Annotated in this window: 21 protein-coding genes and 1 tRNA gene; 9 read left to right on the top strand and 13 right to left on the bottom strand. The window is 57.0% G+C overall.

From position 1 onward, the window contains the following. Genes AC2TEM_RS01370 through AC2TEM_RS01360 form a run of 3 tightly spaced genes read right to left on the bottom strand, consistent with a single transcriptional unit; the run spans position 1 to position 1,625 of the window. Entirely contained in the window at positions 1–303 is a 303-nt protein-coding gene (locus AC2TEM_RS01370) for a putative quinol monooxygenase (protein WP_170421777.1), read from the bottom strand. Between the two features lie 27 nt (positions 304–330). Further along, complete coding sequence (locus AC2TEM_RS01365; protein ID WP_170392997.1) at positions 331–996, bottom strand: alpha/beta fold hydrolase; 666 nt, start codon at positions 994–996, stop codon at positions 331–333. Beyond that, positions 993–1,625: a DNA-3-methyladenine glycosylase family protein gene (locus AC2TEM_RS01360; RefSeq protein WP_170392996.1), complete on the bottom strand. Its 633-nt coding sequence runs from the start codon at positions 1,623–1,625 to the stop codon at positions 993–995. The genes AC2TEM_RS01365 and AC2TEM_RS01360 overlap by 4 nt, the downstream gene beginning before the upstream one ends. Positions 1,626–1,723: 98 nt before the next feature. On the opposite strand from AC2TEM_RS01360, the gene AC2TEM_RS01355 reads away from it, so the two are divergent. Continuing rightward, positions 1,724–2,950, top strand: a complete 1,227-nt coding sequence (locus tag AC2TEM_RS01355) for an MFS transporter (protein WP_170421779.1) — start codon at positions 1,724–1,726, stop codon at positions 2,948–2,950. A gap of 2 nt (positions 2,951–2,952) precedes the next feature. Here AC2TEM_RS01355 and AC2TEM_RS01350 read toward each other — a convergent pair whose 3' ends face one another. Genes AC2TEM_RS01350 through cysS form a run of 3 tightly spaced genes read right to left on the bottom strand, consistent with a single transcriptional unit; the run spans position 2,953 to position 6,762 of the window. Beyond that, on the bottom strand, positions 2,953–3,729 hold the full coding sequence (locus AC2TEM_RS01350) for a phytoene/squalene synthase family protein (protein WP_480855961.1): 777 nt from the start codon (positions 3,727–3,729) through the stop codon (positions 2,953–2,955). Between the two features lies 1 nt (position 3,730). Further along, positions 3,731–5,365 (bottom strand): citramalate synthase, encoded by a 1,635-nt coding sequence (gene cimA / locus AC2TEM_RS01345; protein WP_480855960.1) that lies wholly within the window; start codon positions 5,363–5,365, stop codon positions 3,731–3,733. Beyond that, on the bottom strand, positions 5,362–6,762 hold the full coding sequence (cysS, locus tag AC2TEM_RS01340) for a cysteine--tRNA ligase (protein ID WP_170421787.1): 1,401 nt from the start codon (positions 6,760–6,762) through the stop codon (positions 5,362–5,364). Before cysS ends, cimA begins: the two co-directional genes overlap by 4 nt. Positions 6,763–6,980: 218 nt before the next feature. Here cysS and AC2TEM_RS01335 point away from each other — a divergent pair, with 218 nt between their 5' ends. Further along, on the top strand, positions 6,981–7,325 hold the full coding sequence (locus AC2TEM_RS01335) for an MmcQ/YjbR family DNA-binding protein (protein ID WP_170392991.1): 345 nt from the start codon (positions 6,981–6,983) through the stop codon (positions 7,323–7,325). Positions 7,326–7,382: 57 nt separating this feature from the next. Continuing rightward, complete coding sequence (locus AC2TEM_RS01330; protein WP_170421790.1) at positions 7,383–8,558, top strand: pyridoxal phosphate-dependent aminotransferase; 1,176 nt, start codon at positions 7,383–7,385, stop codon at positions 8,556–8,558. Between the two features lie 17 nt (positions 8,559–8,575). On the opposite strand, the gene AC2TEM_RS01325 is transcribed toward AC2TEM_RS01330, so the two are convergent. Next, positions 8,576–9,094 (bottom strand): outer membrane beta-barrel protein, encoded by a 519-nt coding sequence (locus tag AC2TEM_RS01325; RefSeq protein WP_170392989.1) that lies wholly within the window; start codon positions 9,092–9,094, stop codon positions 8,576–8,578. 413 nt (positions 9,095–9,507) lie between these two features. Here AC2TEM_RS01325 and AC2TEM_RS01320 point away from each other — a divergent pair, with 413 nt between their 5' ends. Then, positions 9,508–11,052 carry a trimethylamine methyltransferase family protein gene (locus tag AC2TEM_RS01320; RefSeq protein ID WP_170421793.1) on the top strand — a complete coding sequence of 515 codons (1,545 nt, stop codon included), beginning with the start codon at positions 9,508–9,510 and terminating at the stop codon, positions 11,050–11,052. Between the two features lie 54 nt (positions 11,053–11,106). On the opposite strand, the gene AC2TEM_RS01315 is transcribed toward AC2TEM_RS01320, so the two are convergent. Further along, positions 11,107–11,352 carry an EF-hand domain-containing protein gene (locus AC2TEM_RS01315; protein ID WP_170405941.1) on the bottom strand — a complete coding sequence of 82 codons (246 nt, stop codon included), beginning with the start codon at positions 11,350–11,352 and terminating at the stop codon, positions 11,107–11,109. A gap of 543 nt (positions 11,353–11,895) precedes the next feature. Then, a complete protein-coding gene (locus tag AC2TEM_RS01310; RefSeq protein WP_170421797.1) occupies positions 11,896–15,513 on the bottom strand; it encodes a vitamin B12-dependent ribonucleotide reductase in 3,618 nt (1,205 codons plus the stop codon). Positions 15,514–16,039: 526 nt separating this feature from the next. Here AC2TEM_RS01310 and AC2TEM_RS01305 point away from each other — a divergent pair. Next, on the top strand, positions 16,040–16,492 hold the full coding sequence (locus tag AC2TEM_RS01305) for a hypothetical protein (protein ID WP_480536934.1): 453 nt from the start codon (positions 16,040–16,042) through the stop codon (positions 16,490–16,492). An 8-nt stretch (positions 16,493–16,500) separates the two neighbouring features. Here the strand turns inward: AC2TEM_RS01305 and AC2TEM_RS01300 are convergent. The 4 genes from AC2TEM_RS01300 to pdxH all read right to left on the bottom strand — a co-directional run bounded on the left by AC2TEM_RS01300 (position 16,501) and on the right by pdxH (position 18,346). Further along, positions 16,501–16,577: transfer RNA gene (locus tag AC2TEM_RS01300), tRNA-Pro, on the bottom strand. Between the two features lie 43 nt (positions 16,578–16,620). Further along, on the bottom strand, positions 16,621–17,088 hold the full coding sequence (locus AC2TEM_RS01295) for a DUF192 domain-containing protein (RefSeq protein WP_170392984.1): 468 nt from the start codon (positions 17,086–17,088) through the stop codon (positions 16,621–16,623). 7 nt (positions 17,089–17,095) lie between these two features. Further along, positions 17,096–17,623, bottom strand: coding sequence for a cold-shock protein (locus AC2TEM_RS01290; protein WP_170392983.1), 528 nt, complete (start codon positions 17,621–17,623; stop codon positions 17,096–17,098). A 117-nt stretch (positions 17,624–17,740) separates the two neighbouring features. Next, complete coding sequence (gene pdxH, locus AC2TEM_RS01285) at positions 17,741–18,346, bottom strand: pyridoxamine 5'-phosphate oxidase (RefSeq protein ID WP_170392982.1); 606 nt, start codon at positions 18,344–18,346, stop codon at positions 17,741–17,743. Positions 18,347–18,480: 134 nt separating this feature from the next. On the opposite strand from pdxH, the gene fabI reads away from it, so the two are divergent. The 4 genes from fabI (at position 18,481) to AC2TEM_RS01265 (ending at position 22,941) form a co-directional block, all read left to right on the top strand. Then, on the top strand, positions 18,481–19,287 hold the full coding sequence (gene fabI, locus AC2TEM_RS01280) for an enoyl-ACP reductase FabI (protein ID WP_170405951.1): 807 nt from the start codon (positions 18,481–18,483) through the stop codon (positions 19,285–19,287). Positions 19,288–19,293: 6 nt separating this feature from the next. Next, a complete protein-coding gene (gene gpt / locus AC2TEM_RS01275) occupies positions 19,294–19,803 on the top strand; it encodes a xanthine phosphoribosyltransferase (RefSeq protein WP_170421803.1) in 510 nt (169 codons plus the stop codon). Positions 19,804–19,842: 39 nt separating this feature from the next. After that, a complete protein-coding gene (locus AC2TEM_RS01270) occupies positions 19,843–21,018 on the top strand; it encodes an aminotransferase (protein ID WP_170421806.1) in 1,176 nt (391 codons plus the stop codon). Positions 21,019–21,099: 81 nt separating this feature from the next. Then, positions 21,100–22,941 carry a SurA N-terminal domain-containing protein gene (locus AC2TEM_RS01265; RefSeq protein ID WP_170421809.1) on the top strand — a complete coding sequence of 614 codons (1,842 nt, stop codon included), beginning with the start codon at positions 21,100–21,102 and terminating at the stop codon, positions 22,939–22,941. The last annotated feature ends 7 nt before the right edge of the window (positions 22,942–22,948 follow it).

The following is a 22,948-nucleotide window of genomic DNA, read 5'->3' as shown; positions in this document are numbered from 1 at the left end:
TCAGCGAAGCGGCTGCTTCTCGCCCCCGATCACACGGTAGATTTCGCTAGAGACAACGCCGACCTCACCAAGTGCCGCCTGAAAAGCAGCCATATGAGGGGTCGCGAAATGGGCCTCAAGCGCGGCCTGATCCTGCCATTCCTCATAGACCCGAAAGCGGGTCGCCTGACCCAGGATTTGACTGAATTCATAGATCAGGCATCCGGGTTCTTTCAGAGTTTCCGCAACCATTTCCTGCGCGGCAGCAATGGCTTTCTCGACCGCTGCATCTGAAACTTCGACCACTCCTGTCACGATCAGCATCATGCTCTCCTTAGATCACCCCGCAAGTCAGAGGCTCAGCTTATCCCGCATGAAGGCCAGCGCAACACTCAAGCCATCCGGAGCAATCCCGTGGCCGGTGCCCTTCATTATATGGGCATAAACCTCTTTGAACCCGGCCGCCTGAAGTGCCTCAGCTGCTTCTGGCAACGATTGCGGCGGTACAACGTCATCAGCATCGCCATGCACCAGCAGGATCGGCATGCGACTTACGGTTTCGTCTGGCAGCAAATCAGGTTCCAGCAAACGGCCCGAGAACGCTACGATCCCGGCCACTGGGTCCTCGCGGCGCGGGGCTACATGTAAGCTCATCATCGTTCCCTGGCTGAAACCGAACAGCACTACCTGCTCTGGCAGGACATCCTCATCCACCATCAGCGCATCAAGGAACGCGTTGAAATCCTCAACCGCCATTTCCATACCCCGTCGGGCTTCCTCCTCGGATGAGCCATCAATCCACGGGATCGGGAACCACTGGAAACCGTTGGGCATACCGATGATCTGTTCAGGCGCGTCCGGAGCTACAAACAACGTATCCGGGAGATGCTCGCCCAACGGATCAGCCAGCCCCAAAAGATCGGCCCCGTTTGCACCATAACCATGCACAAACACCACGACCGAGCGTGTGTCGCCTGAAACCGGCTCTTTCCTGAGCGCGTTCAAAACCCGTGTCATCTGATCCCTTCTCTGTCTTTTGCGACCCGGTAATAGGCCCACAGCACCCGCGCCGCAACCGATCGCCACGGCGACCAGGCTTCAGCCATCTGGCGTAACTCTTTGTCTTTTGGTCGTTCTGGCAATTCATAGAGGATGCGTGCAGCTTCCTGTAAGGCCAGATCGCCCGGTGCAATCACATCGGCGCGACCCAGCGAAAACATCGCATAAATCTCGGCAGTCCAGACACCGATTCCCGGTACCTCGGTCAGAATTGCGACCACTTCGTCATCTGGCGCATCACGCAACGCTTTGTAATCGATCCGCGCCTCAGCCAAGGCGCGGGCATAGCGAATTTTCTGACGGCTGAGACCCACAGCGCGCAGATCATCATCAGTGGCCCACATAATCTTGCGCGGACCGGTCAGTTTTGCGTCCTGCAGCCTCTTCCAGATTGCGTTTGCCGAGGCCACGCTGACCTGCTGACTGACAATCGCGCTGAGCAATTGGGCGAACCCGTCAGGCTTGCGCCTGAGTGGCAGGGGTCCGGTTTGCTCCATCGCATAAGCCATCCGCGGGCAGGCCTCAGCCAACCACTCGGCCCCTTCGGTAACGCAGTCCGGTGTTTCGATGATGCGTCCGACGGACATGCGCTCTCCGATAAGTGATCCTTGTCCGCACGTTAGGCGGATGTGCCGCATATGCAACCCGCTTGTGCCAAGTCTCAATCGTAGATAACCATTCGCCCATGACAATGATCGCTGCCACCCCTGACGATAGTCAGGCCAAACGCAACGTTGCCGTTTTGGTGGCAGCACAGGCAATCCTGGGTGCACAGATGCCCATGATGTTCATCGTCGGCGGGCTGGCAGGCCAATCGCTGGCCAGCAACGCTTGCCTTGCGACGCTGCCGATTTCACTGATCGTTCTGGGTTCAATGCTGGCGGCCACGCCGATTTCGGCCATCATGCAACGCTGGGGACGCCGTGCCGGGTTTCTTGTGGGATCAACCGCAGGTGCCGCAGGGGGCGTTATCGGGGCTTACGGCCTTTATCTCGGCTCGTTCCCGATCTTCCTAATTGGCAGCTTCCTGACCGGCATATACATGAGCGCACATGGCTTTTATCGCTTTGCAGCGGCTGACACTGCATCGGATGCGTTCCGGCCCAAGGCGATCTCATACGTCATGGCCGGAGGGCTCGCGGCGGCGATCATCGGCCCTCAGATCGTCAAGCTGACTTCGCAAGCGTATGTGGTCCCGTTTTTGGGCACTTATCTGGCGGTGATCGCGATCAACGTAATCGGCTCAGCCCTGTTCTTCTTTCTCGACATCCCTACTCCGCCGAAACCGACCGAAGATGAACCCAAAGGTCGCACACGGATGGAGTTGCTGAAAACTCCACGCATCGCAGTAGCGATCATCTGCGCAATGGTTTCCTACGCGCTGATGAACCTTGTAATGACGTCTACACCTTTGGCCGTCGTCGGGTGCGGATATACCGAAGGTGATGCCGCGGATATCGTCACCAGCCACGTACTGGCGATGTACATTCCCAGCTTCTTCACCGGCCACCTGATCGCGCGGTTTGGGGTCGAAAAGATCGTAGCTCTCGGTTTGGCGATCCTTGGCGGCGCAGGCATTGTCGCCTTGCAAGGTGTTGATCTAGGTAACTTTTTCGTCGCCCTGATCCTGCTTGGCATCGGATGGAACTTTGGCTTCATTGGCGCCACCAGCATGTTGGCAGACTCGCATGAAGTGCACGAACGCGGGCGAATGCAGGGCCTGAATGACTTGCTGGTGTTTGGCGGCGTGACCTTTGCTTCGCTTGCCTCTGGCGGATTGATGAACTGCTCGGGCGGTTCAGCGGTCGAGGGTTGGACGGCCGTAAACCTCGCCATGATCCCGCTGCTGACCCTTGCAGGTGGCGCGCTGCTGTGGCTGGTTCTGAGGCCTTCGGACCCACAAACCGTCTGACGTTACCAGCGCCCGGTCGCTGCGGTTTTCATCAGGGTAAACCAACGTCGGATTTCACCCTGAGCCAACGCATCTGCGGCCACCCGGTCCGGTCTGGCCAATGCAGTCCGCAACACCCATTCCGTCTGCCACCCCGCATAGAGCGCAGGCCGTGCTTGTGCCGAGACCTCGTTGCGGGCGGACCGCGCCTGCGCCAATCGGTCCAAAGCCTTCTGCGCCAGCGCCCGAACCCCGTCATGGGTTCCGTCCAGCAAAGGAATGCGCCCACGTGCCTCAAGCTCGGGAATTGCGCGCAGCCAATTCGCGATCCCCGCTGCATATCCGAAATCACGCAGAACAGTTTCATCCGCCGAACCCAAAGCCTGCGCCGACACCACCATTAATGTTCCAGCGCTATGGGCAATATAGGCGTCAAAATGCGCCTCATCCTCGAACGGATCACGATAGATATCCCAACGCCTTACGGCCACATATTCATCCAACAGCGCTGCCAGATGCGGATAAATCACGCGCGACAATGGCGTAACAACCTCGTGCCGACGAACAGATGGACCTTCGGCAATCTCTTGCAAGGCATCGCGCCACCATTGCAGCCGCATCTCGGCGATCATGCTCTCTTGCGTCACCCACGGGGCACGGGCCACCTCGACGTTCAGCGCATAAATCGGGAACAAAACTGCCCGTGCCTCAACTGGCGCGGCCATGGCAGCCATAAAGCGATCGGGATCGGCCCGATGAACCAGCGCAGCACAAGCCTTGATGTCGTCGTCGAACTCCACCTTATTCGGCGGCCGCTGACTGCGGGGCGCAATCGCTCACCAGTTTCCACTGAATCGCATCCAGCAGCGCTTCGAACGAGGCATCAATTATGTTCGCACTCACCCCAACCGTAGACCAGCGCCGCCCTTGCCCGTCTTCGCTGTCGATGATCACGCGCGTGACCGCCTCGGTCCCGCCCTGAGTGATGCGCACCTTGAAGTCGACCAGCCGCATATCCGACAGTATCTGCGAATACTGCCCCAAATCCTTGGCCAGAGCTTTGGCGAGCGCGTTCACCGGACCGCGATCGCTACCGCTTTCATCCAGCGACTCACTTACCGACAGCTTCTTCTCGCCATCCACTTTCACAACAACAACCGCTTCGGACAGGCTGACCATCTTGTTGTATTTGTTTTTCCGGCGTTCAACGGTCACCTTATAGCGCTTGACCTCAAAGAACTCGGGTAACTGCCCCAATTCATCCCGCGCCAGCAGCTCAAAACTAGCCTGCGCGGTGTCGTAGGAATACCCCTCGGCCTCGCGCAGTTTTATCCGCTCAAGGATACGTCCCAACGCCGGATCGCCCGCTTCTACGGCCAATCCCGCATCGGTCAGACGTTTGCGCAGGTTCGATTGCCCAGCCTGGTTCGACATCGGAATGATGCGCGCATTTCCAACACTTGCCGGATTGATATGCTCATAGGTTGTCGGGTCCTTGAGGATCGCGCTGGCATGCAGCCCGGCCTTATGCGCAAAAGCCGACGCGCCCACATAGGCGCTCTGCTTGCTGGGCACTCGGTTCAGGATATCATCCAGCATCCGACTGATGCGCGTCAGCCCGGCCAGCGCCTCGGGCATCACTCCGATCTCATAGCGCGAGGCATAGGGTTCTTTCAGCATCAGCGTTGGGATCAAAGCGGTCAGGTTGGCATTGCCACAGCGCTCTCCCAACCCATTCAACGTACCTTGAATCTGCCGCGCCCCCGCATCGACTGCAGCCAGCGAGCACGCCACTGCGTTCTCGGTGTCGTTATGCGTATGAATGCCCAGCCGATCCCCCGGCAGACCGGCCGCAATCACCTCGGATACGATCCGCCCGACCTCTGCCGGTAGCGCACCTCCATTGGTATCGCACAGCACAACCCACCGCGCACCCGCATCCAGAGCCGCGCGACAGACTTCCACCGCGTAACCAGGATTGTCTTTGTAGCCATCGAAGAAATGCTCGGCATCGAACAAGGCCTCACGCCCCTGCGCCACGATATGCGCGACCGAGGCGCGCACGTTCTCGGTATTCTCCTCCAGAGCAATACCAAGCGCATGGGTCACATGGTAGTCGTGCGATTTCCCCACGAGACAAACGGCTGGTGTTCCCGCGTTCATAACAGCAGCCAGAACGTCATCATTCTCCGCAGAACGGCCCGCACGTTTGGTCATCCCAAACGCGGTCATACATGCCGAAGTCTTGGGCGCGGCATCAAAAAAGGCGCTGTCAGTCGGGTTCGCCCCGGGCCAGCCTCCTTCGATGTAATCAAGCCCCAACGAATCCAGAGCCTGCGCGATCTGTACCTTCTCTGCGGTCGAGAACTGTACGCCTTGCGTTTGTTGCCCGTCGCGCAGGGTGGTGTCATAGAGGTAAATGCGCTCTTTGGTCATTCGACCGCCTCCAACTTCGCGGCATCAAAGCCAGCACCTGGCACCAACTCCACACCGTCCTTGCTCATCCGAACCTCCAGCCCTGCGGCGACATAGGCCGCCTTCAGGCGATCGACCTCAGAGAAATCCTTGTTCTGCATCGCAAGAGCGCGCGCATCGGCCAGTTTTTCTGCGTGGGATGACAGATCAGCCACGGCGGTTTGCGCCCAAGCTGCCATTTCATCCGTCAACAGCCCGACCACCTGTGCACTCGCCAGCAATAAAGCAGCGTTGTCGTCAGCAGCCAAACGATGAAGTTCAGCGATGGCACCTGCCGTGTTCATGTCATCGACAAGCGCATCAATGACCGCAGGTGCCGCGGTGGCAGCGGGCTCGATGCCCGCTGTCAGCGCCCGCCACTTGCGCAACGTTGCCTCGGCTTCGCGCGCCTTCTTCTCGGTCCAGTCCATCGGCTTGCGATAATGGGTCTGCAAGAACACAAACCGGATCACTTCACCCGGCACACCCTGCTCAAGCAGATCATGAACAGTGAAGAAATTGCCCAGCGATTTGGACATTTTCTTGCCCTCGACTTGTAGCATCTCATTATGCATCCAGACACGCGCGAATTCGCCATGCGGGTGGGCACATTTGCTCTGAGCAATCTCGTTCTCGTGGTGCGGGAACATCAGATCGTTGCCGCCACCGTGAATATCAAAGCTCTCGCCCAGCAATTCATAGCTCATGGCCGAGCATTCGATATGCCACCCCGGACGCCCCCGGCCCCATGGGCTGTCCCAGCCGGGCAACTCATCGGTCGACGGCTTCCACAGCACAAAATCCATCGGGTTCTTCTTGTAAGGCGCGACCTCGACCCGCGCCCCGGCGATCATGTCATCAACCGACCGCCCCGACAGCGCACCGTAGTTTTCCTTCCAGCTGTCCACCGCGAACAACACATGACCCTCGGCGGCATAGGCATGCCCCTTGGCCATCAGGTCTTCGATCATCGCAATCATCTGTGCAATGTATTCCGTAGCGCGCGGCATCGCGTTCGGCTCCATCGCACCAAGCGCGCCCATGTCGTGCAGATACCAGCCGATGGTTTCGTCCGAACGTTCCTGCACCAACTGTTCCAAAGACCCGTCAGCCCCAGCCTTCTTGCGCGACAATGCGGTGGCGTTGATCTTGTCATCCACGTCGGTGAAATTGCGCACATAGGTCACGTGATCAGCACCGTATACATGCCGCAACAAACGATAGAGCACGTCGAACACAACCACAGGCCGTGCGTTCCCCAGATGCGCCCGATCATAGACCGTCGGACCACAGACATACATCCGCACATTATCGGGATCGATCGGCGCGAAATCCTCTTTCGTCCGTGTCCTTGTGTTGTGCAGTTTGATCGTCGTCATCGGGTCGTGCTCCTGAAACAGCATATACGTCACGCGTTGGCGCGGGCTTAGCAACTTGTCTCAGAGATGAAAACGAAAGAAACCGGCCCGCTTGAGAAATCAGCAGGTAATGCAGCAGATAATGATGCAAGTTTTCCGGTTCATGCGCTTTGCCTAGCACGGGATTGATGCTGAGCCAAGCCTTGAGTTTCAACCTCCACAGAGGCAGTCTGCCCACCATGACCCGTGATTACGTCAATTCCGTATGCGCAGACCTGCCCGGTGCCGAACTTTCGGACCCTTGGGGTGGCGGCCACGACGCATGGAAAGTTGGCGGCAAGATGTTCGCCTGCGTCGGCTCGGTCGGGGATGGTGTATCGGTCAAGACTCCCGACATTGAGACCGCGCAGATGCTGATCGACGCAGGGATTGGCACCAAGGCCCCGTATTTTCACCGCAGCTGGGTTCGCCTGCCGTGGGAAACTGACGCCGACGAGATGCAACATCGCCTGATCACCTCATACGATATCATCCGTGCATCGCTGACCAAGAAGATACAGGCGAGTTTGCCGCCGCGAAGCTGATTGACAAAATTGCTGTGCTTTGCCCCATTCGGCGTCATAGCCGGTCGGGAGAATCCCTTGAAACTATCGCATCGCATTACGCATCTGACCGAGGGTGGATCAGACGGCTGGGAGGTGTTCATCCGCGCGCGTCGGATGATTGCCGAAGGCCATGCCGTTACCGAGTTGACGATCGGCGAGCATGACATTCGGACCGATCAGTCAATATTGTCGGCCATGGAAAGTTCGGCCCGCAGCGGGCACACAGGATACGCGATGGTTCCGGGCACTGATCTGCTGCGTGATACTGTGGCCGCCCGTGTCCAAATGCGAACAGGTGTAGCGACCACACGCAACAACGTTATCATCACCCCTGGCGGTCAGGCCGCATTGTTTGCGGCACACACCGCGCTTTGCGATCCGGGCGATATCGCGCTCTACCTGGATCCGTATTATGCCACCTACCCCGGCACGATCCGTGGCGTTGGAGCGGAAGCCAAACGCATAGAAACACGCGCCGAAGATTTGTTCCAACCTCGCGCTTCCGATATCGATGGCGCGGCAGGCGGGGCGGTGTCGCTGCTGATAAACTCCCCAAACAATCCAACTGGTGTGGTCTATTCCGCCGAAACACTTTCTGCCATCGCCGAGGTTTGTCAGCGCCGCGATCTATGGCTGATTTCCGATGAAGTCTACGATACGCAGGTTTGGGAGGGTGAACACATGTCACCTCGCGCCCTACCCGGCATGGCTGAGCGCACTCTAGTCGTGGGTTCAATGTCGAAATCTCATGCCATGACTGGCTCGCGTTGTGGGTGGATCGTTGCTCCGGAAAGCGTCATCGACCACCTGATCAACTTGGCAACACACACAACCTATGGTGTGCCCGGCTTTATACAGGATGCGGCCAACTATGCGCTGAGCGTGGGACAACCTCTCGAAGACAAAATCGCCGCGCCGTTTCGCCGCCGCCGCGCTCTGGCGATTGAAGTGCTGGCTGCGCAGCAGGTCGTCACCTTAATACCGGCTCAAGGCGCGATGTATCTGATGCTGGATATCCGGGCTACAGGTCTTAGCGGTGATGTGTTCGCAAATGCGCTGCTGGACACGCATGCCATCGCTGTGATGCCCGGTGAAAGCTTTGGTTCTGCCGCCGCAGGTCACATCCGCGTGGCCATGACAATCGATGACGAGAAATTCGTCACATCGCTACAGACCCTATGCGAATTTGCCGCTCAATTGGCAGAGGGATGACAATCGACCACCGAGTTTCAGAAGCGGAATGTGGTGCGCAAGTTGAACACATTTGCGTCGAGGCTTCGACCAGACTCCGGTATATCATCGAAGTTCTGCCGCAGCGCTTCGCCACTGATTACAAACCGATCGCCAAGCGGATAGGCAACACCGATCCCGTAAACGGCTGCCGTATCACTGTCACCCGACGTACTGGCCCGCGCGGTTCCAAGGACGACATAGCCAAGGGCTGATCCAAAATCGTAGCCGCCGCGCAACTTCAATCGCGACATACTATCAAGGCTTCCTTCGGATTGTCCCAGATCAAGATTCAGGCGGTTATATTCCAACTCACCGCCAAGCACGAAATTTCCAAAATCATAGTCGTATCCGATCAGCGGGCCAAAACTGCCCCCGCTTCCGCCTGCCCCTCCGGACCCATCAACATCTGCATAACCAAAGCTGAAACCAGCATACGCCCCTGTCCAGTCTTCTGCCACAACCTGCCCTGCACCTGTTATCAGTGCTGTGGCGAGTGCGGCCAGTAATGACTTCATGCAGACCTCCAAACATCCGTTGCCGGTTTGGGCGCATCCCCGAGGCAGCGATCTGCTGATCAGCCAACCCCAGTATTTACTTAAACCTAAGGTACAAATCCAAATAACTACGTGCAGATTAACAGATTCTTACCGCAATTGGAAAAAAACATTTAGTCACGAGGATTTGCGCCCAGTTCATTTTGACTGACGACCCAATAAAATTAGTCCAAAGTCGCAAACAGAACAGATTGTCCAGAAGTGCATTGAAACAATGGGCGCATCAGACTGAGGAAGTTGATGCATAACGAAGTTTGGAAGATTCGACTGGTCAGCCGCACCATTGGTGCGGATCGCGGTCGTGCGGCACGAGGACGGCCAGCACTGGTCTAGGTACACTCACCCACAACGTACTTTATTGACCGGACACACACATGAACGAACAAACCCGAAACTCATCCCGCAGCGGTGGCCGCGCCGCGCGTCGTGCCGCCCGTGCGTCAGCTCTTCCGGAACATCTTCGCCCGATTCGGCCTGGTATGGAGGGCGGAACCCTGAAGGTTCTGACCCAAGCACAGATCGAACGCATCCACGAGGCCGCTCTGACCGCACTGGAAACCATCGGCCTTGCTGATGCGCCACAAAGTGGGATCGACTATCTCGTGGCTGCGGGATGCACCTTGGGCGACGATGGCCGCATCCGCTTTCCGCGCGCATTGGTCGAGGACACAATCGCCAAGGCCAATCGCTCGATCACTCTGCACAGCCGGGACGGCAAATCGGATCTGGAGCTGTCGGGAACGCGTGTCCATTATGGCACCGCAGGCGCAGCGGTCAGCATGGTCGACGTGCATGGGCAGGAATATCGCGACTCGACCCTGCAGGACCTGCATGACGCGACTCGCATCTGTGAACAGCTTGAAAACATTCACTTTGTTCAACGCCCCATGGTGTGCCGAGATATCGCCGACAACCTTGAGATGGATCTGAACACGGTCTACGCCACCACCTCAGGCACGTTCAAACATATCGGTACGTCGTTCACGGAGCCCAGCCATGTGGCCCCCGCCATCGAGATGCTGCACATGATCGCGGGCGGAGAGGACAAGTGGCGCGAGCGGCCCTTCATGTCCAACTCCAACTGCTTCGTTGTGCCCCCGATGAAATTCGCCACCGAAAGCTGCGAGGTGATGGAAGAATGCATCAAGGCCGGAATGCCGGTTTTGTTGCTTTCTGCGGGCATGGCAGGAGCTACCGCACCCTCGACCGTTGCCGGAGCGATCACACAAGCCACCGCCGAATGTCTGGCGGGTTTGGTTTATGTAAACGCCGTAAAGCCCGGTGCTCCCGCGATTTTTGGCACTTGGCCTTTTGGTCTGGACCTGCGCACGGGTGCAATGTCCATCGGCTCGGGTGAACAAGCTCTGCTAACCGCTGGCTGCGCGCAAATGCACCAGTTCTACGATCTGCCCGGTGGTGCCGCAGCTGGTGCATCGGACGCGAAATTGCCCGACATGCAGGCCGGTTGGGAACAAATGTGTTCGAACGTCATGGCTGGGCTGTCAGGCCTGAACATGGTGTATGAAGCCGCAGGCATGCATGCCTCGTTGCTGGGGTTCTGCCACGAGAGCCTGATCCTGAGCGATGACCTGATCGGACAGGCACAGCGCTGTGTGCGCGGAATCGAGGTAACGGACGAGACGCTGGCACTGGATCAGATGGCCGAAGTCTGCATGGGTGGTCCTGGGCATTATCTTGGCACCGATGCGACGCTAGGCCGTATGCAGGCAGATTACGTCTATCCTACCTTTGGTGACCGATCATCTCCGAAGGAATGGGTTGAGCTTGGCAAACCAGATCTGATCGAAAAGGCAGTGAAGCGGAAGGAAGAGATCCTCGCCGTGCCTTCCCCGGCCAGATTCGACCCGCTTCTGGACGCGGAAATTCGTGGCAAATTCAACATTTACTTACCCGCGTAAGACACTGAAAAATAAGCGGCCCGGAGCTTCCGGGCCGCCAGTATTCCTGCTTGATCAGCCGTTGGACGGCGGCAGCAGGCCCGCTTGTTCAGCAATGGTGATCTCATCCTGATCCAGTGCACCGTCTCCGTTTGCGTCCATCTGCGCAAAGCCTTCGGCATCAACGTCAGGCACGACGGCCTGAACTTCATCGATCGTCAGTACTCCGTCGCCGTTGGTATCGGCGGCGCTTTGGCCGACGGCCAATGTCGGCAGGCCAAGTGCGAAGGTTGAGATAAGGGCCAGAATTTGCGGTTTCATGTTATGCCTCCTGATTGCGTTTTCTTGAGTGTTTGCGTCCGGACAAGCGCCAAAAAAAGGCCATCCTGAAGGCGTGTCACCCGCTCAGATTGATATGGCCGCTTTCAAGCCAATCTCTGCGTGTTTGACTGAGTCGCTTTTGCGGAGGCTTGCCGGGCGAAATGGCCAGGACAGGTTTCGGCAACTCTTGCCCGATCCAAACAGGATGATCCGGCGAAGCCCTGCTCAGATCCGCGACTCGGGGTTGAAAAAAGAAAGGGGGCCGAAGCCCCCTGTCAGTTTCGCCTTCCAGGCTCATTTCGTTGACCGCCCGGTGTTTTTTTGCCTGCGGCCTGGACTGCGCATGGGACGAGCGCACCCGTCCCGTGAGAGAGTGGGAGGGAGCAAATATTCCGCCCCACCCTGTTCCCGGCCGACACGGGCATGTCGGCCGAGTGAAACAAGGCATCGATGGTAAGTCTCAGCGCCTTGCTTCGTATTCGTCGGGGCCGGTTACTGTGGCAGCATCCGACCCCTGCACCCCGGGTTGCCGGGGCGCTAAACTCAGCTACACCCGCTAGTTGCGCCGCAGGTGTTGCATTTCATGCAGGTGCCGTTGCGCACCAGCGTGTAGTTTCCGCATTCGCCGCATGGATCGCCCTCGTACCCTTGCATCTTGGCTTTGGTACGGGCGTCCATTCCGGTCGCAACCGCCGTCTCAGCGGGTGCTTCGAATGTCGCTGCGGTTTCGGCCATACCGGACACGTCGGCTTGACCACCATTGAAGACCATCAGATCCTGCGGTAGCCGCTTGCGCAGATACCCAGTCGAGCTGATTTGTTTCAGCACTTCCAGAGATTTGGTTGCCGCGCTTTCACTGATTTCCGATACGTTGGACAGACCATCCTCTTCGCCGCGACCCAGATCGTCGAAGGTTGCGCCTTCGGGTTTGACATGCGCCAGATCGGTGCGGTCCAGATAGGACACAGCCAGTTCGCGGAAGATGTAATCAAGGATCGACGTCGCGTTTTTGATCGAGTCGTTGCCCTGCACCATCCCGGCCGGTTCGAACTTGGTGAAGGTGAAAGCGTCGACGAACTCCTCCAGCGGCACGCCGTATTGCAGGCCAACCGACACAGCGATGGCAAAGTTGTTCATCATCGCCCGGAAGCCAGCGCCTTCCTTATGCATGTCGATGAAAATCTCGCCCAATTTGCCGTCTTCGAACTCGCCAGTCCGCAGATAGACCTTGTGGCCGCCAACGATCGCCTTTTGGGTATAGCCCTTGCGGCGATGCGGCAGTTTCTCGCGATGGCTGCGGATCATTTCCTTGACCACAACCTTCTCGATCACCTTCTCGGCCAGAACGACAGCTTTTTCTTGCGTCGAACCGCTTTCCAGAATTTCCGCCGCTTCGTCATCATCTTCGACCAGCGCCGCGGCCAGAGGCTGCGACAGTTTCGAGCCGTCGCGGTATAGCGCGTTCGCCTTCACACCCAGCGACCAACTGAGTTCGTATGCCTTTTGGCAGTCCTCGATGGTCGCGTCATTCGGCATGTTGATCGTCTTGCTGATCGCGCCTGAGATGAAGCTCTGCGCCGCCGCCATCATGGTGATGTGGCTATCAACCCCAAGGAAACGCTTGCCTTTTTTACCGCACGGGTTGGCGCAGTCGAAGATGGCGTAATGCTCTTCCTTCAGATGCGGCGCACCTTCCAGCGTCATGGTTCCGCAAACATGGTCGTTGGCCGCGTCGATATCCGCCTTGGTAAAGCCCAGATGGCGCAGCAAATCGAAAGTCGGGTCATTCAGCTTGGTCGCCGGGATGCCCAGAACACCGGTACAGAAGTCCTCGCCCAGCGTCCACTGGTTGAAGACGAACCGAATGTCGAACGCGCTTTCCAGTGCGGCATCTACTTTTGCCAACTCGTTCGGGCCAAAACCATGACCGGTCAGCGAGGTGTGGTTAATCCCCGGCGCGTTGCCGATGGTGCCATGACCAACCGCATAACCCACGATCTCTTCAATCTGAGCCGAGGAATAGCCCAGCTTTTCCAGCGCCGAAGGCACCGAGCGGTTGATGATCTTGAAGTAACCACCGCCGGCCAGCTTCTTGAACTTGACCAGAGCAAAGTCCGGTTCGATCCCGGTCGTGTCGCAATCCATCACCAGACCGATGGTGCCGGTTGGTGCGATAACTGTGGCCTGCGCGTTGCGATAACCGTTCTTTTCGCCGAGGCTCAGCGCTTCATCCCAAGCTGACATGGCCAGATCGATCAAACGCTTATCCGGGCAATTGTCGTGATCCAGAGGCACCGGCTTAACAGCCAGTTTTTCATAACCATCGGTCACTCCTTGCGACGCACGACGGTGGTTGCGGATGACGCGCAGCATATGGTCTGCGTTGCGCTCATATCCTTTGAACGGGCCAAGCTCGCCTGCAATCTCTGCCGAGGTCGCATAAGCCACACCGGTCATGATCGCGGTCAGCGCGCCACAGATCGAACGCCCCTCATCCGAGTCATAGCTATAGCCCATGTTCATCAGCAGACCGCCAATGTTGGCATAACCCAGACCCAGCGTACGGAAATCGTAAGAGAGTTTCGCAATTTCCTTAGACGGGAACTGCGCCATGGTCACCGAGATTTCCAGCGTCAGCGTCCAAAGCCGCGAGGCGTGCATATAGTCCGCCGCCTGGAACTCACCGTCCTTGAAAAAGGTCAGCAAGTTCATCGACGCCAGGTTACAGGCAGTGTCATCGAGGAACATGTATTCCGAACACGGGTTCGAACCGCGGATTTCACCGTCTTCGGGGCAAGTGTGCCATTCGTTGACAGTATCATGGAACTGGATGCCAGGATCGGCACAGGCCCATGCGGCGTGGCCGACCTTTTCCCACAAATCACGAGCTTTGACTGTACGAGCAACCTTGCCGTCGGTGCGGTTGATCAGTTCCCAATCCGCGTCTTTTTCAACTGCGGTCAGGAACGCATTGGTCACCCGGATCGAGTTGTTCGAGTTTTGGCCCGAGACCGAGCTATAAGCCTCTGAATCCCAGTCCGTATCGTAGGTCGGGAATTCAATGCTGTCGTGGCCCTGCTTGGCGTAGTCCAGAACGCGCTTGATGTAAGTTTCTGGGATCGCGACCTTTTTCGCTTCGCGAACCGCATTTTTCAGGGCGTCGCTTGCGTTTGGATTATAGGCATCATCGGCAGAGCCGTCCCAAGACCGGATGGCCTCGAAAATGCCGTTCAGCATCTTCTCGTGCATCTTCGATCCGGCAACGATCGAGGCCACCTTCTGCTCTTCGATCACTTTCCATTCGATGAATTGCTCGATGTCCGGGTGATCTGCATCGACGATTACCATCTTTGCTGCTCGACGGGTTGTACCGCCTGATTTGATCGCGCCAGCGGCGCGGTCGCCGATCTTGAGAAATCCCATGAGGCCCGAAGACTTGCCGCCACCCGAAAGCGCTTCACCCTCTGCACGCAGATGGCTGAAGTTGGTTCCGGTGCCCGAGCCATACTTAAACAGGCGCGCCTCACGCACCCACAAGTCCATGATGCCGCCTTCGTTGACCAGATCATCGTCGACCGACTGGATGAAGCACGCATGCGGTTGCGGATGCTCATAAGCGGATTTCGATTTGGTTAGCTTGCCGGTTTTGTAGTCAACATAGTGGTGCCCCTGCGCCGGGCCATCGATCCCATATGCCCAGTGCAGACCGGTGTTGAACCACTGCGGCGAGTTCGGAGCTGCACGCTGGGTCGCCAGCATATAGCGCATCTCGTCAAAATAGGCGCTCGCGTCCTCTTCAGTCGAGAAATAGCCGCCCTTCCAGCCCCAATAAGCCCACGCGCCGGCCAGACGATCAAAAACCTGTTTCGATGAGGTTTCGCCATCAAATTCAGCATCTTCCGCAGCAACCGATCGCCACAGGAATTCGGGAACGTCCTTTTCCTTAACCTTCTTCAGCTTGGAAGGAACACCGGCCTTGCGGAAGTACTTCTGTGCGATGACATCGCTGGCCACCTGGCTCCATTTTGCAGGCACTTCAATCTCGTCCAGACGGAACACGATTGTGCCATCCGGATTGCGAATCTCGGATGTTGCGGACACAAAATCCAGATCGGCATATGCATCCAGTCCCGGTTTGGTGAATTTTCTTTCAATCTTCATGTCCGCTGCCCCAGCTTCGATCTGTCCAAATTTCAAGTCCCGGCACTAAATCTTGATGCTGCGGGGTGCCGCCCGCACTACCGACGAATTTGAGACGCAAGGGACCGGACGCTGCCTAGAACAGCGCAGAACCGCGAATACGGTCTACGTCATAGTGGTTTGCTTTCCGTCCCTCGCCCGATGCCTTTTCTGGTCATTGCCTACCAGATTTAGTGGCTCGTCTTTCGGCCCATACAATCTGACGTATATTCCCATAGTTGGTCAACGGGCTTTTTCGGTCATTTTTGGAATCTTTTAGCTTGACCTGTTTTGCTGAACCGGCGGAATTTCGCCGCATCGCGATTCCTCCACAGACATGTCCCGGACGACCAGCCCATTCCGCCTTGATGTGTCAGAGTGATTTCTCTTGTTTTCCGCCACAGTTAGAGGTCATTGATCAACCGATCCCGCGTTAAGGACATGTTCAGAGAATCATCGTCACGACATCGCAGCGCGTGCCATACTTGAAATCACACGACATTTCTGGATGGGAAATCTACTCTACATGCGTTTGATTTCATTGTTAACTATTGTGGCGCTAATCGTGTCCTGCACATCACAGGAAGCACCACCTGCATCTCGCAGCGCGCAATTCGACGGTTATCCGCAGAACCTTTTCAATTCCTTCAGGACCGACTGCGCGGGGCCGGGCGACAAGTATATCAAGACCACCGCAAGCATCTTTGAATGCCGCGAGACCTTGCCGCCCGAGGCAACGGCGTATTTGATTCTCAGCTTCAACGGCTATCCGCAGAACTTGCCGCAAATCGTAACGCGGCTGAGCTCGACCAAGAATCAGGCCGGGTATCGCGTGGACGCAGAGTTGTACTTTCTGGTTCCGCAGAAAGATGGTTCAACTCTTAGAATACCTATTGAAAGCAAAGATTTGGACAGGGATTTTTCCAAACTCTACACCGACTATGGCGGAACGCCAGTGTAGAGGAAAAATGGTCGGGGCGGCAGGATTCGAACCTACGACCCCCTGTACCCAAAACAGGTGCGCTACCAGACTGCGCCACGCCCCGGACCGTGCGCCTTCCTAAACGTGCCGATCTGATTTGAAAAGCCCTAACAGGGCCAAATTGCAGGACCTTGCGAAAAAACTTCGTGGCGCATCTGCGAACCAGGCCGAATGGCGTAACGCTCGGCTAGGCCAGCGTTGATTTCCAGGACCGCATAAACCGAATCGCCGCCTTCGATTGGGCTCAGATCCCCCGGAATTGCACCTTCGTGCACACGCGTCACCGTGCCCGCGCGATCAACAAAGATCATATCAAGCGGAATCAGGGTATTCTTCATCCAGAACGCAACAGGTTGCGGCGGATCAAAAACAAACAACATTCCAGATCTGTTCGGCATGCTTTCGCGAAACATCAATCCGCGCGATCGCTCTTTCGGTGTGATGGCCAGCTCAACGTCGAAGCGAACCTCTGCCAGATCATTTCGAAGCTCGACACGATCCGGACGGCATTCAGCCCGCGCGATCCCGCCAATCAAAAAACTCAGGAGCGCCAGTACGAAAGCCGTTCTCATCATTCAGAACCTAGTCGTTCAGGGCCGCTTCCCAGGCCAGAACCTGCGCGGCCATTCTTCCGCGCTTGCCATCAATGACCCGCATGGCCAGCGCTTCGCCCGGTTGCAGATCTGCCAACCCAGAACGACGTAGCACCTCGATATGCAGGAATACGTCTTCACTGCTGCCGAAAACATTGGCAAAGCCAAACCCTTTGCCCTTGTCGAACCATTTGACGCGCGCAGCCTCAAGCGGAGCGCTGCCGATCACGGTTGGATCAAGCTCGGCAAAATCGGCCAACATCATAGTTTCCGCGCGAACAGGCGGGTCAACACTGATCACTTCGACCGCTTGAACACCGCGATCAGTTTTGTGGGTCATGATCTCGATGCCGGCGCCATCCGCGACCGAGCTTTGCCCGAAGTTTCGCAGCACGTTGACGTGCAACAGAATGTCCGGGCCGCCTTCGTCAGACACAACAAATCCGTATCCCTTGGCGGGATCGAACCATTTTACGTGTCCACGGACGCGGTACATGCTGTTCAGATCTTCTGGCACTGTTTTCCCATTACGATAGGCAAGTCGTTAAGGGTTTCTTGTTTATGTTTTGGCTCGCAAATTCAAGCTGAAAAAAGCTATTGTCTGCAAACAGTTGCATTTCACGCAACGCGAACGTCATGGATTTAACCTCAGCACTTGCCAGTCGGAATCGACATTTTGTCGCTTCCACTGAAACCTGTCATGCAACCTGAAGGCACCATCGGCCCAGAACTCGACTTCGACAGGTGTTACACGGTATCCCCCCCAAAATTCAGGGCGAGGCGGGTTGGCACCCAACTTTGCGGTCACTTTAGCCACTTCGGCCATCAGGGATGCACGACTTTCCAGCGGTTGCGACTGGTGTGACGCCCAAGCACCCAAGCGGCTTTTGAGCGAGCGCGAGGCGTAGTACGCGTCCGCCTGCGGCCCATCTTCCTTGGTGATTGTACCACGAACACGGATTTGTCGCCGCAAAGATTTCCAATGCATCACAAAAGCCGCTTTGTGGGCGCTGTCCAACTCCTGAGCCTTGGCGCTGTGATAGTTCGTATAGAAAACAAACGCGTCCTTCTCGATTTCCTTCAGCAGAACCATACGGGCATTCGGCAAACCTTCCGGGTCCACGGTTGCCAAAGCAATCGCATTAGGATCATTCGGTTCGGTCTTTTCTGCCTCGGCCAGCCACCGATCCGCGATTTCAAACGGATCAGCCCCGGCGAAGATGCCATTATGCTCGTTCATTTCCATCCCCAGGAAACAATTAACATGACCCTAAGGCGAGAACCCGCTGCGGGCAAGAGCGCATGGCCTTGAAGCAGGACAATCAATGGCATAAACCAACCGAACACAATGCGACGACAGGCGGAGAACCGAAGATGTCAAATCAGTTGATGGCCGGAAAACGCGGCCTCATCATGGGACTGGCCAATGACAAATCAATCGCATGGGGTATCGCCCGCGCCTTGTCCGACGCCGGGGCCGAGCTGGCCTTTTCCTATCAGGGGGACGCCCTGAAAAAACGCGTCGATCCATTGGCGGCGCAGTTGGGCAGCGAGATCGTTTTGCCCTGTGACGTCAGCGACGAAGAATCAATTAATGAACTCTTCAGCGCGCTGGAAAAGAAATGGGGTAAATTGGATTTCGTCGTCCACGCCATTGGCTTTTCTGACAAGAACGAATTGCGCGGGCGTTACGTCGACACGTCGCGCGCGAACTTTAACCTGACGATGGATGTTTCGGTCTACTCTTTCACCGCCGTTATGCAGCGCGCGGAGAAAATGATGAACGAAGGCGGCAGTGCGATCACCCTCACTTATTACGGCGCTGAACAGGTCATGCCACACTACAATGTAATGGGTGTTGCAAAAGCCGCCCTTGAGGCATCCGTAAAGTATCTGGCCGAGGATTTGGGCAAAGACGGCATTCGTGTGAATTCGATCTCGGCAGGCCCGATCAAAACGCTCGCGGCCAGCGGCATCGGCGATTTCCGTTACATCATGAAGTGGAACGAGTATAACTCGCCCCTGCGCCGGAATGTGACCATCGATGATGTTGGTAAATCGGCCCTGTATCTGCTGTCTGATCTCAGCAGTGGAGTGACAGGTGAGAATCTGCACGTGGATTCAGGCTATCACATCGTCGGAATGAAGGCCGTCGACGCGCCGGACGTTGAAAAAGGATAACAGACCATGAGCGCCAAGGACCGCCTGCCACACGAAAAAGGCTTCCACATCAGCTGGGATCAAATTCATCGCGACTCGCGCGCTCTTGCGTGGCGTCTGGATGGGCAAGGACCAGATGATGGCGCTTGGCGTGCGGTCGTGGCAATTACACGTGGCGGCATGGCCCCCGCGATGATCGTCAGCCGCGAACTGGATATCCGTACGGTCGATACTGTCAGCGTGAAATCCTATCATCATCAGGCGCAGGGCGAAGCAGAAATTCTCAAAGCGCCCAATGCTGATCTGATGGGTGATGGCACCGGTATTCTGATCATCGACGATCTGGTCGATAGCGGCAAAACGCTGGAACTGGTGCGCGATATGTTCCCCAAAGCGCATTTCGCGACCGTATACGCCAAGCCTAAAGGCCGTCCGATGGTAGACACCTTCATTACCGAGGTCAGTCAGGACACATGGATTTTCTTCCCATGGGACATGGCCCTGCAATATGTCGAACCCTATCGGGGAACCGATTAATCAAGCGTTTCAACTAAGCGCTGTAATCACGGACTCACCATGACAATGACCCGCACTGCCGCCACCTTTGCCCCTCCGGTGATGGAGGCACGCCGTTGGCTGGACGGGGTCGAGTTCGCAGTTGACCGTCCGTTGATCAATGTCAGTCAGGCGGCTCCGGTCGATCCGCCCCCGTTAGCGCTGCGGCAAGCAATGGCCGAATTCGCGGTCGAGCAGGACAGCGCGCATCTATACGGCCCGGTTCTGGGCAACGATGACCTGCGGTCCGAACTCGCAGCTCAGATCAGCGCACATTATGTGGCTGAGGTAACGGCGAATCAGATCGCAATCACCTCGGGCTGCAATCAGGCCTTTTCAGCCGTGATTTCGGCAATTACCGATCAGGGGGATGAGGTGATCCTTCCGACCCCTTGGTATTTCAATCACAAGATGTGGCTGGATATGGCTGGGGTAAAAACCGTTGATTTGCCCACAGACGATGATTTGCTTCCCGATCCGGAACGCGCCCGCGCCCTTATCACCGAAAAGACACGGGCGATTTCGTTGGTGACGCCGAACAATCCCGGTGGTGTCGAATACCCTGCGGACTTGGTGCGCCGCTTCTATGATCTTGCGCGGGAAACGGGGCTTCGTCTTTTGGTTGACGAAACCTATCGCGATTTCGACAGTCGATCAGGCGCGCCTCATGACCTGTTCCAGCAATCGGGTTGGGACGATACGTTTGTCCATCTCTACTCGTTCTCAAAAGCCTACCGCCTGACCGGTCACCGTGTCGGCGCGATTTCAACCAGCCCCGCCCTGTTGGCGGAGATCGAGAAATTTCTGGACACGGTCGCAATCTGCCCCGGCCAGATCGGCCAGTTTGCCGCGCTTTGGGGCATGCGGAACTTGACCCAATGGGTTGCGGGTGAACGAGATGAAATTCTCGACCGAAGAGCGGCCATCGCGGAAGGAATGCCACGCCTTGAAGACAAAGGCTGGCGTCTTTTGGGACTTGGCGCTTACTTTGCCTACCTCGAACATCCCTTTGGCATCGCTTCCGACGAATTGGCCCGGCGGCTGGTACCCGAGGCAGGTATACTGCTTTTGCCGGGTACCATGTTCATGCCAGAGGGCGATTCCGCGGGAAAGCGGCAGGTTCGTGTAGCATTTGCCAACCTCGACCGCGCCGGTATCGCGCAATTGTTCGACCGATTGCAGGGCTTGTCCTTCTAAGCTTGCCCCCCGGCTGCACGCATCGTATTCAGGGCCGCAACCGACTGGGCAGACATTTGCCGACAAAACCAAGAGGGCACCATGGCCGCAGGCATGAAAAACCTATCCAAAACCTTTGTCTGGATTCTCATGGGTCTTTTGATGCTGGGCCTTGCGGGCTTTGGCGCCACCAGCCTGACCGGAACCGTTCGTACGGTTGCGCAGGTCGGTGATGAAAGCGTTTCGGTCGACGCGTATTTTCGTGAGCTTCAGCGCGAGATCCGGGCCGTCGAAGCGCAAACCGGACAGGCAATGCAGATTTCGCAGGCACATGATCTTGGCCTCGATCAACTTGCCCTTTCGCGCCTGATCGCACTGGCCGCAATCGATAACGAGGTCGGACAGCTTGGCATTTCGATCGGTGACGAGAACCTGCAGGACGAGATTGTACAGATACCGGCGTTCCAAGGTGTAAACGGTACATTCGACCGCGAAGCCTATCGCTTTCAGCTGGAACAGGTCGGAATGACCGATTCCGAATTCGAATCGGATCTGCGCAAAGAATCTTCACGCACCATCGTTCAGGGTGCGGTCATGAGCGGTGTTGAAATGCCCCGTACGCTGACCGAGGCTTTGTCGAACTATGTGCTGGCCCGCCGCAGCTTTACCGTGGCGACCCTGTCAGCCGACCTTCTCGAAACGCCCGTGACCCAACCCACAGACGCGCAGATTCAGACATATTACGATGAGAATACCGATCAGTTCACCCTGCCCCGCACCAAGCAACTGACCTACGCCATTCTGTCGCCCGACATGCTGCTCGACACGATCGAAGTGGACGAAGATTCTCTGCGCCGTCTATACGACCAACGCGCTGACGAATTTTTCCAACCCGAGCGCCGCTTGGTCGAGCGTCTGCCCTATCCCAGCGAAGAATCCGCAACCGAGGCGCTGGCACAACTTGAAGTTGGCGGGGCCGATTTCGAACAGTTGGTCCGCGAACGTCAGCTTGAGCTGAGCGATGTTGATCTGGGCGATGTCACACGTGAAGATCTGGGCGATGCAGCCGACGCCGTGTTTGCCGCCGAGATCGACGATGTGGTCGGCCCGCTTCCCACGGTGTTCGGCCCTGCCCTGTTCCGGATCAATGGATCGCTGGCCGAGAACAATGTCAGTTTCGAAGACGCCGAACCCGAACTTCGTGCAGAACTCGCCGCCGACCGAGCGCGCCGTCAGATCGAAGCACAGGCCGAAGACATCAACGACCTGCTTGCAGGCGGCGCAACACTGGAAGAACTGGCCGGTGAGACCGAGATGGAACTGGGTCAGATCGACTGGACCCAGCAAAGCGACGATGGCGTTGCTGCGTATGACGGCTTCCGCTCAGTCGCTGAGGCTGTGCAAGAAGGTGATTTCCCAGAGGTCGCGTTCCTTGAAGATGGTTCGATCTTTGCGCTGCGCTTGAATAAAGTGCTGGAACCGCGCCCGGAACCTCTGGAAAGCGCCCGTGACCGTGTCGCCGAGGCATGGCTGCAGGTAGAAACTGCGAAAGCGCTGCAAAATCAGGGCAACACGGTTCTGACCCAACTGGCAACAGATGGCGACTTTACCGCCACAGGCCTGCCCTTCCGCGTCGAAAATGCGCTGACACGTACCGCATTCCTCGAGGATGTTCCCGTGGACTTCATGACTCAGGTGTTTGAAATGGACCCTGGTGAGCTGCGTGTCATTCCCGGAAACGGTAACGCCCTGATCGTGCGTCTGGATGAAGAGCTGCCTCCGGCGGAAACCGATGAGCAACGCCAGATGCAGGATGCACTGGCTGCGCAATTGAGCCAGGCGCTGGCGCAGAACATCTTTGACATCTATGTGCGCAATGCCCAGACACGCGCACGCCCTGTGCTGGATCAGCAAGCGCTGAACGCGGTACGGGCCAGTTACTAAAAGAGAC

The sequence above is a fragment of the Ruegeria sp. HKCCD3925 genome (assembly GCF_057221175.1).
This window is presented reverse-complemented; position numbering and strand designations above follow the sequence as displayed.